Genomic DNA, 15,222 nt, shown 5'->3' with positions numbered 1-15,222 from the left:
GGTGGAACGAGCGCAGCGAGGAGGCGGCATGACCGAGCTGTGGAACTGGAGAATCGACGGCGGCGCGCCGGTAGAGGTCTACCCGGCACTGGCCGAGGCACTCGGCCGGGTGGTGATGCCCATGGCCGTCGCCGACCCGATGCGGCTCCCCGCGTACGCGGTGGTCTGCGACGTGTGGGAGGCGCCCGGGCTGTACGGCACGGTGGTCGACTGTTACGGCGTGCCCGACGGCCTGCCCGAGCTGCCCGCCCTCGCGGCGCTGGCCCGGCTGCTGGGCCGCAACTGCCTGATGCGCGACGACACGCTGGACGCCGGGCGGCACCTGCTGGTCGCGCCGGACGGCACGATCCGGCCGGTGCACTTCGACGTGGCCGACACCGACGACGGCGAGGTGCTCAGCCACCACCGGCTCTGCACGGTCGCCGACGCGCGCTGCCGGGGCTGGTCGCAGTGCCACCGGTCGCGCTGGGCGCCGGACACGGTCGCCCCGGCGCTCGCCGCCGCCTGAGCGCGGGCGCCGGCGGGCGCCCGTGACCGGTGCTCGCCGCCGTGCCCCCACCGGCGGCGAGCGGTGGCGGCCCCGGGCTCAGCCCCGGGCCGCCGGCTGCTGCCCCCGCACCACGAGCTGCTCGAGCAGCGTCGCGGTGGCGGCGGCCACGGCGTCCACCGCGGCGTCGAACGCGGCGGCGTTGTGCGCCGCCGGGGTACGGAATCCGGAGATCTTCCGGACGTACTGCAACGCGGCGGCGCGGATGTCCTCCTCGGTGACCACCGGGACGTACGGCTCACGCAGGGTCTTGATGCTGCGGCACACGGCTCCTCCTCGTTCGATACGACCGGCTCCACCCGGATACGCTGTGCGGGTCATGACTACCGCAGCCGCGGGCAGCCCGCGCACCTACCAGGTGCGTACGTACGGCTGCCAGATGAACGTGCACGACTCCGAGCGCATCTCCGGCCTCCTCGAGGACGCCGGTTACGTGCGCGCCGCCGAGGCCGACGAGCAGCCCGACGTGGTGGTGTTCAACACCTGCGCGGTCCGGGAGAACGCCGACAACCGGCTCTACGGCAACCTGGGTCATCTGCGCCCCGTGAAGGCCAAGCATCCCGGCATGCAGATCGCTGTCGGCGGCTGCCTGGCCCAGAAGGACCGCGGCGACATCGTCCGCAAGGCGCCCTGGGTGGACGTCGTCTTCGGCACGCACAACATCGGTTCGCTGCCGGCGATGCTGGACCGGGCGCGGCACAACGCCGCGGCCGAGGTCGAGATCCTGGAGTCGCTGGAGGTCTTCCCCTCCACGCTGCCGACCCGGCGCGAGTCGACGTACGCCGGGTGGGTCTCGATCTCCGTCGGCTGCAACAACACCTGCACGTTCTGCATCGTGCCCTCCCTGCGCGGCAAGGAGAAGGACCGCCGCCCCGGCGACATCCTCGCCGAGGTCCGCGCGCTGGCCGACTCCGGCGTGCTGGAGGTGACGCTGCTCGGGCAGAACGTCAACTCCTACGGCGTCGAGTTCGGCGACCGGTACGCGTTCGGCAAGCTGCTGCGCGCCTGCGGCGACATCGACGGGCTGGAGCGGGTGCGGTTCACCAGCCCGCACCCGAAGGACTTCACCGACGACGTGATCGCCGCGATGGCCGAGACGCCGAACGTCTGCCACTCGCTGCACATGCCGTTGCAGTCCGGCTCGGACGACGTACTGCGGGCGATGCGCCGCTCGTACCGGTCGGAGCGATACCTGGGGATCATCGAAAAGGTCCGGGCGGCCATGCCGGACGCGGCGATCACCACCGACATCATCGTCGGCTTCCCCGGCGAGACCGAGGCCGACTTCGCCCGCACGCTGGACGTGGTCCGGGAGGCACGATTCTCGTCGGCGTTCACCTTCCAGTACTCCAAGCGCCCCGGCACCCCGGCCGCGACCATGGACGGGCAGCTGCCCAAGCAGGTCGTGCAGGAGCGCTACGAGCGGCTGATCGCCTGCGTCGAGGAGATCACCTGGGCGGAGAACAAGAAGCTGGTCGGCGAGACCGTCGAGGTGCTGGTGGCGGTCGGCGAGGGCCGCAAGGACGAGCGCACCGGCCGGATGTCGGGCCGGGCCCGCGACGGCCGGCTCGTGCACTTCGCCACAGGTGAGCTGGCCGGGCAGATCCGCCCCGGCGACATCGTGCACACAGTCGTCACGTACGCCGCCCCGCACCACCTCAACGCCGACGGTGCGCCGCTGGCCCACCGGCGTACCCGGGCCGGGGACGCGGCCGAGGCGGGACAGGTTCCGCGTACCCCGGGGGTGCTGCTCGGCCTGCCGACGATCGGCGCACCGGCTGCCGCACCCGCCCCGGTAGGCGGCTGCGCCGCCCACTGACCGCCCGTAAGGAAGGGCCCCCTTTTAACACTCGGTGTTAAAAGGGGGCCTTCCTCTACCGCAGGCGTTAATAAGGGGCCCTTCCTTACATCAGCAGGCGGTGCCGTTGAGCTTGACCGTGGCGGGGGTGGCGGCGGTGCCGTTGGCGGTGAAGCCGACGGTGACCGACGCGCCCGGCGCCAGCGACGACGCCCAGGCCGGCCCGGCCGCCGTCACAGTGGTGCCGGACTGCGTGACGGTGGCGTTCCAGCCGCTGGCGAGGGTCACTCCGGACGGCCAGGTCCAGGTGGCCGACCACGGGTTCACCGCGGCGGTGCCGGTGTTCTTGACGGTCAGCTCGCCCTGGAAGCCACCCGCCCAGGAGTTGATCTGCTTGTAGGTGGCGGTGCAGCCACCGGTGACCGGGGGCGGCGGGGTGGTCGGCGCCGGCGAGGTGTTCGGCGTGCCGGTCGGTGACGGGCTGGTGGTGCCGCCACCACCGGTCGGCGGGATCAGGTACGGCGTGAGGATGTCCTGCTTCGGCTGGTTGATCGTGGTCCAGTCGTCGTTGGCGATGCCGCCGGTGTCACCCGAGTTCGGGTTCCACGACCAGTACGTGAACGACATGCCGTTCACGCCGGTGCCGGTGTACGCCATCAGATTCTGCAGCCAGATCTTGTCCTTGGAGTCCTGGAGCGTGGTGCCGAACTCGCCCATCATGATCGGCGCGATGTTCTGCTTGTAGAGGTAGCCCCAGTACTTGTCCCAGATGGCCGGCATGTTCGCCGGGTACGACGGGTCGTCGAACCAGGCCTGCCGGTAGACCGACGTGGCGTACTCGTGCGGCGAGTAGACCAGCCGGTTCGCCACGTTCAGCCGCACCGGGAACTGCCCGGCCTTGGACAGGTTGCCGCCCCACCAGCCGCAGTCCTCGTCGTTGCTGGGGTCGTTGTCCCAGACGTTCGACAGGCCGCCGCTCGGGCAGCTCACCCCCTCCACGAAGATCAGCCAGTTCGGCTGCACGCCGAGGATCGCGTTGCCGGCCCGCTCGGCGGCCAGCCGCCAGTCCCGGGCGGTGTCGCCGCAGCCCCAGCAGGCGCCGGTGGCGGCCGGGTTGGTGCCCTCGGCGTGCGGCTCGTTGTGCAGGTCCGCGCCGATCACCGTGGTGTTGCCGGCGTACCGCTGGGCCAGCATCTTCCAGTCGTTGATCCAGGTCGCCTCGGAGACCGTCGAGGTGTACCAGAGCGGCGACTGACCGGCCGACGTCGGCCGGTGCCGATCCAGGATGACCCGCATCCCCTTACTGCCCGCGTAGTCGATGACCTTGTCGAGGATCTGCAGCGGGGACAGCCCGATCAGGTCCGGGTTGACGAAGTCGTTGATGCCGGTGGCGGTCGCGCCGGCCTTGAGGGCGTCGTTCGAGTACGGGATGCGCAGCGTGTTGTAGCCCAGCCGGGCCATGGTGTCGAGCTGGGAGCGCCACGGGTTGCTCGACCAGAGACCGTGGAACGTCTTGTTGTCGGTCTCCATCCCGAACCAGTTGATGCCGGTCAGCCGGACGGTCGCGCCCGTACTGTCGACGATCTTGTTGCCGCTGGTGTGCAGGTAACCGGTGCCGGTGCCACCGGCCGCCGCGGCGGCCGGTGCGGTGGAGACGGCGGCGGCGACGAGCACGCCGGCCGCTGCGGTGGCGAGCGCCGTCAGGGCGCCGCCGAGGGCGGTGCGTCGGTGCATGGAAGCTCCACTTCGGATGCCCGCGCCGCACGGGCGCCGCGGGCGGCAGGACCAGGAGGCACGTCCCGCTCGTCATCGAGTACGCGCGCAGCGCGCGCCGGGCCGTGTCGTGTGGACGGCCACCCGCGAGATGTCGCACCGGCGATCGTCGACGGCGAGATCAGCCGTCGGTGCCCTCGTGCCGGTGCCTGAACCTGGCTCCGCCGCTCATTCTGATCAGCCTGCCTCGATGCGTCAACCCTGGTCCGGACGCAGGTGAGCCCCCGGCCCACAGGGCCGGGGGCTCACCTGATGTGTCCGTCCGCCGGCCTGCCCGGCCGGGGGTTGCCGCGTCAGCCGGCCTGCTCGGCGAGCTGGAGGAACTGCCGCTTCGAGGCGAGCGCCTGCTCGGCCTCCTTGATCCGGCGGGCGTCACCGGCGGCCTGGGCCCGGGCCAGCCGGTCCTCGGCCTCGGCGACCTGGGCGCGCATCTGCGCCAGCAGCGGGTTGTCCTCCTTGGTGGTGCGCCGCCACGCCGAGTCCATCACCTCGCGGACCTTGTCGTCCACGGCCCGCAGCCGGCGCTCCAGCCCGGCGGCGGCCTCGCGGGGGACCCGGCCGGCCTCGTGCCACTGCGCCTGGATCTCCCGCAGCTTCGCCTGGGCGCCCTTCGGGTCGCCGTCGACGTCGAGCGCCTCGGCCTCGGCCAGCAGCGCCTGCTTGCGCTCCAGGTTGGCGCGCTGCTCGTTGTCCCGCGCGGAGAAGACCTCGCTGCGGCGGGTGAAGAACTCGTCCTGCGCGGCGCGGAACCGTTCCCAGAGCTTCTGCTCGGCCTCCTTGGCGGCGCGCGGCGCGGCCTTCCACTGGGCCATCAGGTCCTTGAGCTGACCGGCGGTGACGCCCCAGTCGGTGGAGTCCTTGAGCTTCTCCGCCTCGGCGACCAGTTCCTCCTTGACCGTCTGCGCCTGCTTGCGCTGCTGGTCGAGGGAGGCGAAGTGGGCGCCCCGGCGGCGGGTGAAGCCGTCCCGCGCGGCGGCGAACCGCTTCCACAGCTCACCGTCGGTCTTCTTGTCGACGCCGCGGATGGTCTTCCACTCGTCGAGGATCTCCTTGAGGCGGTCACCGGCGGTCTTCCAGCCGGTCGACTCGGCGGCCAGCTTCTCGGCCTCCTCGACGAGGGCGGTCTTGCGCGCCAGCGCCTCGCCCCGGGCGGCCTCGCGGGCCGCCTTGGCCTCGCCGGCCTTCTCCTCGGCGACGGTGGCCAGCTTGTCCAGGCGGGCGGCAAGGGCGTCGATGTCGCCGACGACGTGCGCCTCGGCCAGCGACCCACGGATCCGGCGGATCGTGGTCAGGGAGTGGCCGGCGTCAGCCGCGCCCGAGTTGAGCCGGGCCTCGGTCAGATCGACCTCGGTCACCAGGTCGGCGTAGCGCCGGGCGAAGTGGGCGAGCCCTTCCTCCGGTGCCCCTGCCTGCCAGGATCCGACCACCCGCTCGCCCTCGGCGGTCTTGACGTAGACGGTGCCGTCCTCGTCGACCCGTCCGAAGGCAGTCCAGTCGCTCATGTGCCCATCCTCGTTCTCCCGGCGCCGAGGGGACAGCCCCCTCGTTCGCCGCCACGGCGCAGCAAACTTTCTCCCGGCATTGTCACAGGTCCGCCCCCGTCCGTGTCGAGCGCCTGTCGCCGACCGTGACCATACGGTGTTGTACGCCCTCGATGACCGGATCGGCGCGGGGACGCACCGGGAGATCCCGATAGGTTTGGGGCGTGCCACTGGTTGCCGCCGCCGTCTGCCCCCACCCGCCGCTTATCGTGCCCGAGCTGGCCGGCGCCGCCGCGCCCGAGCTGGACGACCTGCGCGCCGCCGCCGACGCCGCTGTCGCCCGGCTGCTCGCCGCCGAGCCCGAGGCGATCCTGCTCGTCGGCGGAGGGCCGGAGACCGTCCGGTTCAACTCCGCCGAGCACGGTTCGCTTCGCCCGTACGGGCTGGACCGGCGCGTGCGGCTCTGGAAGGTCAACTGCGCGGGCGGGGACCGCCTGCCGCTGAGCCTGACCGTCGGCGCGTGGCTGCTGAACCGCTCCGGCACCGAGCTGCCCCGGCTGGCCCGGTCGGTGGCGCACGACGCCACGCCGGCGCAGTGCGAGGCGTTCGGCGCGAGCCTGATCCTCGACGACGACCCGCGGGTCGCGCTGCTCGTGCTCGGTGACGGGTCCGCCTGCCGGGGCGTCAAGGCGCCGGGGTACGACGACCCGCGCGCCGAGGCGTACGACGAAGGGGTTGCGGTTGCCCTGGCCGGTGCGGACGCCGACGCCCTGCTCGGCCTGGACCCGGAGCTGTCGGCGGAGCTGAGGGTCGCCGGGCGGGCGCCGTGGCAGGTGCTGGCCGGCGCGGTCGGCGCGGCGGGCGGCGACTGGCGCGGCGAGCTGAGCTACCACCGCGCCCCCTACGGCGTTGCCTACTTCGTGGCGAACTGGGAGCGGGCGTGAGGGTCGTCGCCGTGGTCGGGCCGACAGCGGCCGGGAAGTCGGCGCTGAGCATCGCGCTGGCCCACGCGCTCGGCGGCGAGGTGGTGAACGCCGACTCGATGCAGCTCTACCGGGGCATGGACATCGGCACCGCCAAGCTCACGCCGGCCGAACGCGAGGGCGTGCCGCATCACCTGCTGGACATCTGGCCGGTGACCGAGCCGGCCAGCGTCGCCGAGTACCAGACGCTGGCCCGCGCGGCGGTCGACGACATCCTGGCCCGGGGACGGGTGCCGCTGCTCGTCGGCGGCTCCGGGCTGTACGTGCGGGCGGTGCTGGAACAGTTCGAGTTCCCCGGCACCGACCCGGCGCTGCGGGAGCGGCTGGAGGCGGAACTCGCGGCGGTCGGCCCCCTGCCGCTGCACGCGCGGCTGGCCGAGGCCGACCCGGGCGCGGCGGCGAGCATCCTGCCCACGAACGGGCGGCGGATCGTGCGGGCGCTGGAGGTGATCGAGCTGACCGGCGCGCCGTTCACCGCGTCGCTGCCGTCGCCCACGCCGTACTACCCGTCGGTGCAGCTCGGCGTGGACCTGGACACCGCCGCGCTGGACGAGCGGATCGCGCTGCGGGTGGACCGGATGTGGGCCGACGGCCTGGTCGACGAGGTGCGGGCGCTGGTCGGCGAAGGACTGCCCGAGGGGCGGACGGCGAGCCGGGCGCTCGGCTACCAGCAGGTGCTGCGGTTCCTGGCCGGGGAGCTGACCGAGGTCGAAGCGTACGAGGAGACGATCCGCGCCACCCGCCGGTTCGTGCGCCGGCAGCGCTCCTGGTTCCGGCGTGACCCGCGCGTGCACTGGCTGGACTCGGCGTCGCCCGCGTTTCTCGACACTGCCCTGCGGGTGGTCGCCGAGCATCGGCCATGATGGGAGCGTGGAGTTCACCAAGGGTCACGGCACCGGCAACGACTTCGTCATCCTGCCCGACCCGGACGGCACCCTCGACCTGACACCCGGCCTGGTCGCCGCGCTCTGCGACAGGCGACGCGGGCTCGGCGGCGACGGCGTGCTGCGCGTCGTACGGGCCGCTAAGCACCCCGAGGGCGTCGCCCTCGCGGGTGAGGCCGAGTGGTTCATGGACTACTGGAACTCCGACGGCTCGTTCGCCGAGATGTGCGGCAACGGGGCCCGGGTGTTCGTGCGCTACCTGCTGGACCGGTCGCTGGCCGCCCCGTCGGGCGGGACGCTGCCGATCGCGACCCGCGCCGGCCTGGTGCGCGCCCGGGTCGAGGGCGCGGACGTGGCGGTCGAGATGCGCCGCCCCCGGCTGTACGACACGGCGACCGCCACGCTCGGCGGGCTGACGCTGCCCGGCACCGCGGTGGACGTCGGCAACCCGCACCTGGTGTGCGCGCTGCCCGCCGCGCTGGAGCTGACCGCGCTCGACCTCACCCGCGCGCCCGGGGTGGATGCCGGGATCTTCCCGGCCGGGGTGAACGTCGAGTTCACCACGCCGGGCGAGCCGGTCGACGGCACCGACGGGCACGTGCTGATGCGGGTGTACGAGCGCGGCTCGGCCGAGACGCTCTCCTGCGGCACGGGCGCGTGCGCGGTGGCCGCGGTGGCGTTGCGCGACGGCGGCCTGGACAGCGGCACGGTGACTGTGGACGTGCCCGGCGGGCGTCTGACGGTCACCGTGACGGCCGACTCCTGCTGGCTGTCCGGCCCCGCCGTCCTGGTGGCCACAGGCACCCTGACCCCGTCCGCCCTGGGCGACCTTCACGGTTGATCAAGGAGTTTGCGGCGGATTTCTGGCCCCCAGGGGACGCAAACTCCTTGGTCAACGGCGCGAACGGCTTGCCGAAGGCATGCACGAGATCTTGGAAGATTTCGGCCCCTATGAGGGCCATATCCTTCCAAGATCTCGCGCGCGAGGCCCGGCGCGAGGTCGGCGCGGAGCGGGTCAGGGGGTGGCGCTGGCGTTGGCGGCGATCTCGGGCAGGTCGGCCGGGCCCGGGTCGGCCGCGGGCGCCGGCGTGGCGGCCGGGTTCTGGGCGGCGGCCCGCACCGCGGCGGCCACCGCCGGTGCGACGCGGGAGTCGAACACGCTCGGCACGATCACCGTCGGGTTGATCTTGTCCTCGCCCACCACGTCCGCGATGGCCCGGGCGGCGGCGAGCGCCATCTCCTCGGTGAACTCCTCGGCGTGCGCGTCGAGCATGCCGCGGAACACGCCGGGGAAGGCGAGCACGTTGTTGATCTGGTTCGGCTGGTCCGAGCGTCCGGTGGCGACCACGGCGGCGTACTTGCGCGCCTCCCGCGGGTCCACCTCCGGGTCGGGGTTCGCCAGCGCGAAGACGATCGAGTCCTTCGCCATCTGGGCGACGTCCTCGCCGGTGAGCAGGTTCGGCGCGCTCACACCGATGAACACGTCCGCGCCGCGTACCGCCCCGGCCAGGTCACCGGAGTAGTTCTCCTTGTTGGTGTTCTCGGCCAGCCACTGCCAGGCCGGGTTGAGGTCCGGCAGGCCGCGGTGCAGGGCGCCCTGGCGGTCGTACGCGATGATGTCGCCCACGCCCTGGCGCAGCAGCAGCTTCATGATCGCGGTGCCGGCCGCGCCGGCGCCGGAGACCACGACCCGGACGTCCGCGAGCTGCTTGCCCACGACGCGCAGCGCGTTCGTCAGCGCGGCCAGCACGCAGATCGCGGTGCCGTGCTGGTCGTCGTGGAAGACCGGGATGTCCAGCGCCTCGCGCAGCCGGGCCTCGATCTCGAAGCAGCGCGGCGCGGCGATGTCCTCCAGGTTGATGCCGCCGTACGCGGGCGCGATCGCCTTGACGATCGCCACGATCTCGTCGGTGTCCTGGGTGTCCAGCACGACCGGCCAGGCGTCCACCCCGCCGAAGCGCTTGAACAGCGCGGCCTTGCCCTCCATCACCGGCAGCGACGCGGCCGGGCCGAGGTTGCCCAGGCCGAGCACCGCGGTGCCGTCACTGACCACCGCGACGGTGTTGCGCTTGATGGTGAGCCGGCGGGCGTCCGCCGGGTTCTCCGCGATCGCCATGCAGACCCGGGCCACGCCCGGGGTGTACGCGCGGGACAGCTCGTCGCGGGTGCGCAGCGCGACCTTCGGGGTCACCTCGATCTTGCCGCCGAGGTGCAGCAGGAAGGTGCGGTCGGAGACCTTGCGCACGTCCACCCCGTCGAGCGCGGTGAGCGCGTCGACGACCTGGTCGGCGTGTCCGGCGTCGGCGGTGTCGCAGGTGAGGTCGACGATCACGTGGGCGGGGTCGGAGTCGACCACGTCCAGCGCGGTGACGATGGCCCCGGCCTCGCCGGCGGCGGTGGTGAGGCGGCCGATGGAGGAGGCGTCGGCGGGTACCGCGATCCGGATGGTGATGGAGAATCCGGCACTCGGCAGTCGGGTGTTGGCCACGAGAAACTCCTCCGTCGGCGCTGAGCGGCTCGACTGGCATTTCTACTCGCCCGCCCAGGTCGCCCGGCATCCGCCCCCGCTACCCGTCGGTAGCGTCACGGGCATAACACAGGTGCGCCCGGCGTTGTCACATGTCAGGATTGCTGTCACGCGCCGAAAATTCTCGGCGATGCACAAAACGGACAGGAGACGCAGTTTGCGCGAGCAGGAGACCTTCCATCCCTACACGGACGACGAGCTCGAGGCCACCACAGGCGAGTACGAGCTGTCGGAGCGGCAGGCGCTGCGGCGGGTCCCCGGCCTCTCCACCGAACTCACCGACATCACCGAGGTCGAATACCGCCAGCTCCGGCTGGAGCGGGTCGTCCTGGTCGGGGTCTGGACCGAGGGCACCCAGACCGACGCCGACAACAGCCTCACCGAGCTGGCGGCGCTGGCCGAGACGGCCGGCTCGCAGGTGCTCGAAGGGCTGATCCAGCGTCGTCACCGGCCCGACCCGGCCACGTACATCGGCCGCGGCAAGGTCGACGACCTGGGCGCGGTGGTGCTGTCCACCGGCGCCGACACGATCATCTGCGACGGTGAGCTGTCGCCGTCGCAGCTGCGCAACCTGGAGCAGCGCACCAAGGTCAAGGTGGTCGACCGGACCGCCCTGATCCTGGACATCTTCGCCCAGCACGCCAAGAGCAAGGAGGGCAAGGCGCAGGTCGAGCTGGCCCAGCTCGAATACCTGCTGCCGCGCCTGCGCGGTTGGGGCGAGACGCTCTCCCGGCAGACCGGTGGTAGCGGCCGCGGCGGTGGCGCCGGCGGCGGCGTGGGCCTGCGCGGTCCCGGTGAGACCAAGCTGGAGACCGACCGGCGGCGCATCCGCCACCGCATCGCGCGGCTGCGCCGCGAGATCAAGAGCATGGCGACGGTACGCCAGACCAAGCGCGCCCGGCGTACCCGTAACGCGGTGCCCGCGGTGGCGATCGCCGGCTACACCAACGCCGGCAAGTCCAGCCTGCTCAACCGCCTGACCGGGGCGGGTGTGCTGGTGGAGAACGCGCTGTTCGCCACGCTGGACCCGACCACCCGCCGGGCCACCACGTCCGACGGGCGGCTCTACACGCTGTCCGACACGGTCGGGTTCGTCCGGCACCTGCCGCACCAGATCGTCGAGGCGTTCCGCTCGACGCTGGAGGAGGTCGCCGACGCGGACCTGGTCGTGCACGTGGTCGACGGCACCCACCCGGATCCGGAGGAGCAGGTCCGGGCGGTCCGCGAGGTGCTCGCCGAGGTGGGCGCCGACCGGCTGCCGGAACTACTGGTGGTGAACAAGACCGACGCCACCGACGAGGAGACGATGCTGCGCCTCAAGCGGCTCTGGCCGGACGCGGTCTTCGTCTCCGCCCACAGCGGGCGCGGCATCGAGGAGCTGCGCGAGGCGGTCGAGCGGCGGCTGCCCCGGCCGGCCGTCGAGGTGCGCGCGGTGCTCCCGTACGACCGGGGTGACCTGGTCTCCCGGGTGCACCGGCAGGGTGAGGTGCTGAGCACCGCGCACCTGCCCGAGGGCACCCTGGTGCACGTGCGGGTCAGCGAGGGGCTGGCCGCCGAGCTCGCGCCGTACCGGGCGGGTGACCGGCTGACCAGTGACGAGCGGGTGGGCGCCGGGCGGTGAGCCGTCCGGCGTCACCCGCCGGAAACCCGCGCCGTGCGACACTGAGCGTCATGCGGCACGTTGTCTCCTCGGTCACGCTCGCGCTCGGCCTGGTCGGCGCGGTCGTGGCGCCGGCCGGGCCGGCCCCGGCGGCTCCCGCCGCGGCCCCCGTGCTGGCCGCAGCGCCCAAGAAGAAGTGCACGGTCGAGGACAGTCGCCTCCGCGAGTTGTCCGGCCTCGTCGCCACCAGCAGCGGGTACGTCGTGATCAACGACGGCTCGGACGACCCCAGCCGCAAGCGGGTCTTCTACCTGGACACCAAGTGCAAGGTCGACAAGGAGGTCCGTTACTCCGGTGACGGGCCGCTCGACACCGAGGACCTCGCGCTCAGCCCGGACCGCAAGACCCTCTGGATCGCCGACACCGGCGACAACATCGAGAAGAAGACCCGCCGGGAGCGGGTCGCGGTCTGGACGATGCCGGTGAGCGGTTCGAAGCAGCCGGTGCTGCACCGGCTCAGCTACCCGGGCAAGGAACCGCACGACGCGGAGGCCCTGCTCGTCGGCGACGACAACATGCCGCTGGTGATCACCAAGGAGCTCTCCGGCAAGTCGGAGATCTACACCCCGACGGTGAAGCTGAAGGCGAGCGGCGACACCGAGCCGATCCCGATGAAGAAGGTCGGCGAGGTCACGCTCCCGAAGACGAGCACCGAGAACAAGCTCGGCTCGCCCGGCCGGGCGTTGATCACCGGCGCGGCCCGCTCACCGGACGGCAGCAAGGTCGTGCTGCGCACGTACGCCGACGCGTTCGAGTTCGACGTGGCCGGCGGCGACATCGTCAAGGCGATCACCACCGGCAAGCCCCGAGTCACGCCGCTCGCCGACCCGTTCGGCGAGGCGATCTCCTACACCCCGGACGGCAAGACGTTCGTCACCGTCTCCGACGGCGGCACGCTCGACGAGTCGGACCCGATCGACATCCTCAGCTACACCCCGTCGACCACCGGCGCCGAGGCGCTGCCGAACGGCGGCAAGGCCGAGACCAAGGCGGCCGCCGAGAAGTCCTGGATCGACGGGCTCTCGCTCGACGAGATCACGTACCTGATCGCGGCCGTCGGGGTGCTCGGCGCGCTGCTGGTCGGCGCGGGCGTGTTCGGCATCCTGCGGGCGCGGCGCAAGCCGGCGCCCAGGGCGCCGGCCGACGAGCCCGAGCGCAGTGGCGAGTTCCCGGTGAACAACGGCTTTCCGTCGGCGGAACGGCCGGAGGTCCCGCCCCGCGGCGCGGTCTACGGCGGCGGTGGCCAGGGCGGCGTGTACGGCGGCGCCAACGGCGACCGGCCGCCGTCGGGCGGTGTTTACGGCGGCGGTGGCCGGCCGGGCGGCGGCGTGTACGGCGGCCGCCCCCAGAGCGGCGGCCCGCAGGGTGGTGGCCGTCCCCAGGGTGGCGGCCGTCCTCCGGGCCCGGACCGTCCCCAGGGCGGCGGTGTCTACGGCGGCGGCGCCCCGGCCGGCGGCGGTCGCGGCGGTGGCGGGCAGGGCGGCGGCGTGTACGGCGGTGGCGGCCAGGCCGGTCCCGGCGGTGCGCCCCGGGGTGGCCGGGGCGGCGGCTACGGCGGCGGGCCGGGGCACCGGGGCCAGCCGAACGGCGGCGCCCCGCGCGGGGAGGGTGGCCGGGCCGAGCCGCCTCGTCGCGGCCAGGACCCGCGTGGCGGCCGGCGTGACGAGGGCTACGACGAGCGCGGCCAGTACGGCCCGGTGTCCGGCGGCCGGGAGTACCGCGGCGACCGCTACTGAGACCACGCGACGAAGGGGGTGACCGGCGATCGGTCACCCCCTTCGTCGTTGTCGCCTCAGATGCGGCGCAGCACCGCGACCACGCGGCCCATGATGGTGGCGTCGTCACCGGGGATCGGGTCGAAGGCCGGGTTCTGCGGCATCAGCCAGACGTGACCGTCGCGCCGCCGGTAGGTCTTCACCGTCGCCTCGCCGTCGAGCATGGCGGCCACGATGTCGCCGACCTCGGCGTTCGGCTGCTGCCGGACGACCACCCAGTCGCCGTCGCAGATCGCCGCGTCGAGCATCGAGTCGCCCTTGACCTGGAGCATGAAGACCTCGCCCTCGCCGACCAGCTCGCGGGGGAGGGGGAAGATGTCCTCCACCGCCTGCTCGGCCAGGATCGGCCCACCGGCGGCGATGCGGCCCAGCATCGGCACGTACGCCGGGGCGGGTCGCTGCGCGCGGGCCGCCTCGTCGTCGGCCTCGCCCGGCGCGCGGACGTCGACGGCGCGCGGACGGTTCGGGTCGCGGCGCAGGAAGCCCTTCTTCTCCAGCTCCTTGAGCTGGTAGGCGACGCTGGACGGGGACACCAGCCCGACCGCCTCGCCGATCTCGCGCACGCTCGGCGGGTAGCCGTGGCGCTCGACCCAGTTGCGGATGAACTCCAGGATCCGTCGCTGCCGGGCGGTCAGGTCGACCGTCGCCGGGTCGGGGAAGCTGCTCACCACCGGGGTGACCGGACGCACGGCCGCGGGGGCGGTGCGGCTGCGGGCGGTGCGGGGGCGACGGGTCGCCGGAGGACCCGCCCCGTCGTTCGGCTGCGGGTTCTTCTGCCGGCTGGCCCGGTCCTCGGTCACGTCCGTCCCTCCCTGGTCGGCGCTGGGGTGCCTCGTCGGCTCGTGGTGCGTGTGGTCTGACCGTATAGGTGAGATCGGCCATTTTCAAACATCTGTACGACCTGCTGTCGGCGTGTCGCGCCGAATTCCTGGATTTCCGAACTGGTGTTCTGATAGAAGGGTACGCCGCTCGAACGGATGTTCTATCCCGGCCGCCCGTGACCGGCACGGGAGGCCGTCCGTTGGGCTCCTCGGTGGCGGCGCGCCGGGCGTGATGCGGATGACGCGCCGGACACGCCGACCAACTTGACCTCGCTTGGGGTTCGGCATACGGTCGACCCCTAGATGTAGTAGTCACACGGGCGTAAGTTGCCTACAGGTTGGGTTCCACTACCGAACGCACTCCCGCACCGCGCACTCGGCGACGGTCATCCGACGATGGCTCCGCCGTGTCGACGCGTGCCCGCGAGCCGGTAGGTGTGCCCGCGATCGACGACAGGAGGTCGGGCGAATGCGGTGTCCGTACTGCCGGCACGCCGACTCCCGGGTGGTCGACTCGCGGGAGGCCGACGACGGCCAGCTCATCCGGCGGCGACGGTCGTGCCCGGAGTGCGGCAAGCGGTTCACCACCGTCGAGGAGGCGGTGCTCGCGGTGGTCAAGCGCAGCGGGGTGACCGAGCCGTTCAGCCGTACGAAGATCATCGGTGGGGTGCGCAAGGCGTGCCAGGGGCGGCCGGTCGACGACGACTCGATCGCGCTGCTGGCACAGAAGGTCGAGGAGACCGTGCGGGCCAAGGGGGCGGCCGAGATTCCCAGCCACGAGGTGGGCCTGGCCATCCTCGGCCCGCTGCGCGACCTCGACGAGGTGGCCTACATGCGGTTCGCCAGCGTCTACCGCTCCTTCGACTCGCTCGCCGACTTCGAGCGCGAGATCGAGTCGCTGCGGGCCGCCGCGCGCGCCCGGGAGGGCGCCGGTGCCGGTGCGGCGGACGCCGCCGGCGCGATCAGCTGACAT

The 15,222-nt window shown here is 72.7% G+C and carries 13 protein-coding genes; 8 read left to right on the top strand and 5 right to left on the bottom strand.

Features of this window, described 5'->3' with window-relative positions:
• The first annotated feature begins 28 nt into the window (after window positions 1-28).
• The gene (locus O7607_RS04845) at window positions 29-508 is read left to right on the top strand and encodes a hypothetical protein (protein ID WP_269701260.1); all 480 of its coding nucleotides are present in this window, start codon (window positions 29-31) and stop codon (window positions 506-508) included.
• 78 nt (window positions 509-586) lie between these two features.
• Here the strand turns inward: O7607_RS04845 and O7607_RS04840 are convergent, their stop codons facing one another.
• A complete protein-coding gene (locus O7607_RS04840; protein WP_269701258.1) occupies window positions 587-814 on the bottom strand; it encodes a DUF2277 family protein in 228 nt (75 codons plus the stop codon).
• Window positions 815-866: 52 nt separating this feature from the next.
• Between O7607_RS04840 and miaB the strand changes: the two genes are divergently transcribed.
• On the top strand, window positions 867-2,366 hold the full coding sequence (miaB, locus tag O7607_RS04835) for a tRNA (N6-isopentenyl adenosine(37)-C2)-methylthiotransferase MiaB (RefSeq protein ID WP_269701257.1): 1,500 nt from the start codon (window positions 867-869) through the stop codon (window positions 2,364-2,366).
• A gap of 90 nt (window positions 2,367-2,456) precedes the next feature.
• Here miaB and O7607_RS04830 read toward each other — a convergent pair whose 3' ends face one another.
• On the bottom strand, window positions 2,457-4,079 hold the full coding sequence (locus O7607_RS04830; protein WP_269701255.1) for a cellulase family glycosylhydrolase: 1,623 nt from the start codon (window positions 4,077-4,079) through the stop codon (window positions 2,457-2,459).
• Window positions 4,080-4,411: 332 nt separating this feature from the next.
• Window positions 4,412-5,620, bottom strand: a complete 1,209-nt coding sequence (locus O7607_RS04825; RefSeq protein WP_269701254.1) for a DUF349 domain-containing protein — start codon at window positions 5,618-5,620, stop codon at window positions 4,412-4,414.
• A 203-nt stretch (window positions 5,621-5,823) separates the two neighbouring features.
• Here O7607_RS04825 and O7607_RS04820 point away from each other — a divergent pair, with 203 nt between their 5' ends.
• The 3 genes from O7607_RS04820 to dapF are packed head-to-tail and all read left to right on the top strand — an operon-like array spanning window position 5,824 to window position 8,307.
• Window positions 5,824-6,543, top strand: a complete 720-nt coding sequence (locus O7607_RS04820) for a hypothetical protein (RefSeq protein WP_269701253.1) — start codon at window positions 5,824-5,826, stop codon at window positions 6,541-6,543.
• Entirely contained in the window at window positions 6,426-7,445 is a 1,020-nt protein-coding gene (gene miaA, locus O7607_RS04815; protein ID WP_269701252.1) for a tRNA (adenosine(37)-N6)-dimethylallyltransferase MiaA, read from the top strand. The genes O7607_RS04820 and miaA overlap by 118 nt, the downstream gene beginning before the upstream one ends.
• A 7-nt stretch (window positions 7,446-7,452) precedes the next feature.
• Window positions 7,453-8,307: a diaminopimelate epimerase gene (gene dapF, locus O7607_RS04810; protein ID WP_269701251.1), complete on the top strand. Its 855-nt coding sequence runs from the start codon at window positions 7,453-7,455 to the stop codon at window positions 8,305-8,307.
• Between the two features lie 174 nt (window positions 8,308-8,481).
• On the opposite strand, the gene O7607_RS04805 is transcribed toward dapF, so the two are convergent.
• The gene (locus O7607_RS04805; protein WP_262013573.1) at window positions 8,482-9,954 is read right to left on the bottom strand and encodes an NAD-dependent malic enzyme; all 1,473 of its coding nucleotides are present in this window, start codon (window positions 9,952-9,954) and stop codon (window positions 8,482-8,484) included.
• 196 nt (window positions 9,955-10,150) lie between these two features.
• Between O7607_RS04805 and hflX the strand changes: the two genes are divergently transcribed.
• Window positions 10,151-11,614: a GTPase HflX gene (gene hflX, locus O7607_RS04800; protein WP_281578675.1), complete on the top strand. Its 1,464-nt coding sequence runs from the start codon at window positions 10,151-10,153 to the stop codon at window positions 11,612-11,614.
• A 50-nt stretch (window positions 11,615-11,664) separates the two neighbouring features.
• The gene (locus tag O7607_RS04795; RefSeq protein WP_269701245.1) at window positions 11,665-13,389 is read left to right on the top strand and encodes a hypothetical protein; all 1,725 of its coding nucleotides are present in this window, start codon (window positions 11,665-11,667) and stop codon (window positions 13,387-13,389) included.
• Between the two features lie 56 nt (window positions 13,390-13,445).
• Here O7607_RS04795 and lexA read toward each other — a convergent pair whose 3' ends face one another.
• Window positions 13,446-14,228, bottom strand: a complete 783-nt coding sequence (lexA, locus tag O7607_RS04790) for a transcriptional repressor LexA (RefSeq protein ID WP_013284750.1) — start codon at window positions 14,226-14,228, stop codon at window positions 13,446-13,448.
• 490 nt (window positions 14,229-14,718) lie between these two features.
• On the opposite strand from lexA, the gene nrdR reads away from it, so the two are divergent.
• A complete protein-coding gene (nrdR, locus tag O7607_RS04785) occupies window positions 14,719-15,219 on the top strand; it encodes a transcriptional regulator NrdR (protein WP_269701244.1) in 501 nt (166 codons plus the stop codon).
• The last annotated feature ends 3 nt before the right edge of the window (window positions 15,220-15,222 follow it).

The sequence above is a fragment of the Micromonospora sp. WMMA1949 genome (assembly GCF_027460145.1).
GTDB lineage: Bacteria > Actinomycetota > Actinomycetes > Mycobacteriales > Micromonosporaceae > Micromonospora.
This window is presented reverse-complemented; position numbering and strand designations above follow the sequence as displayed.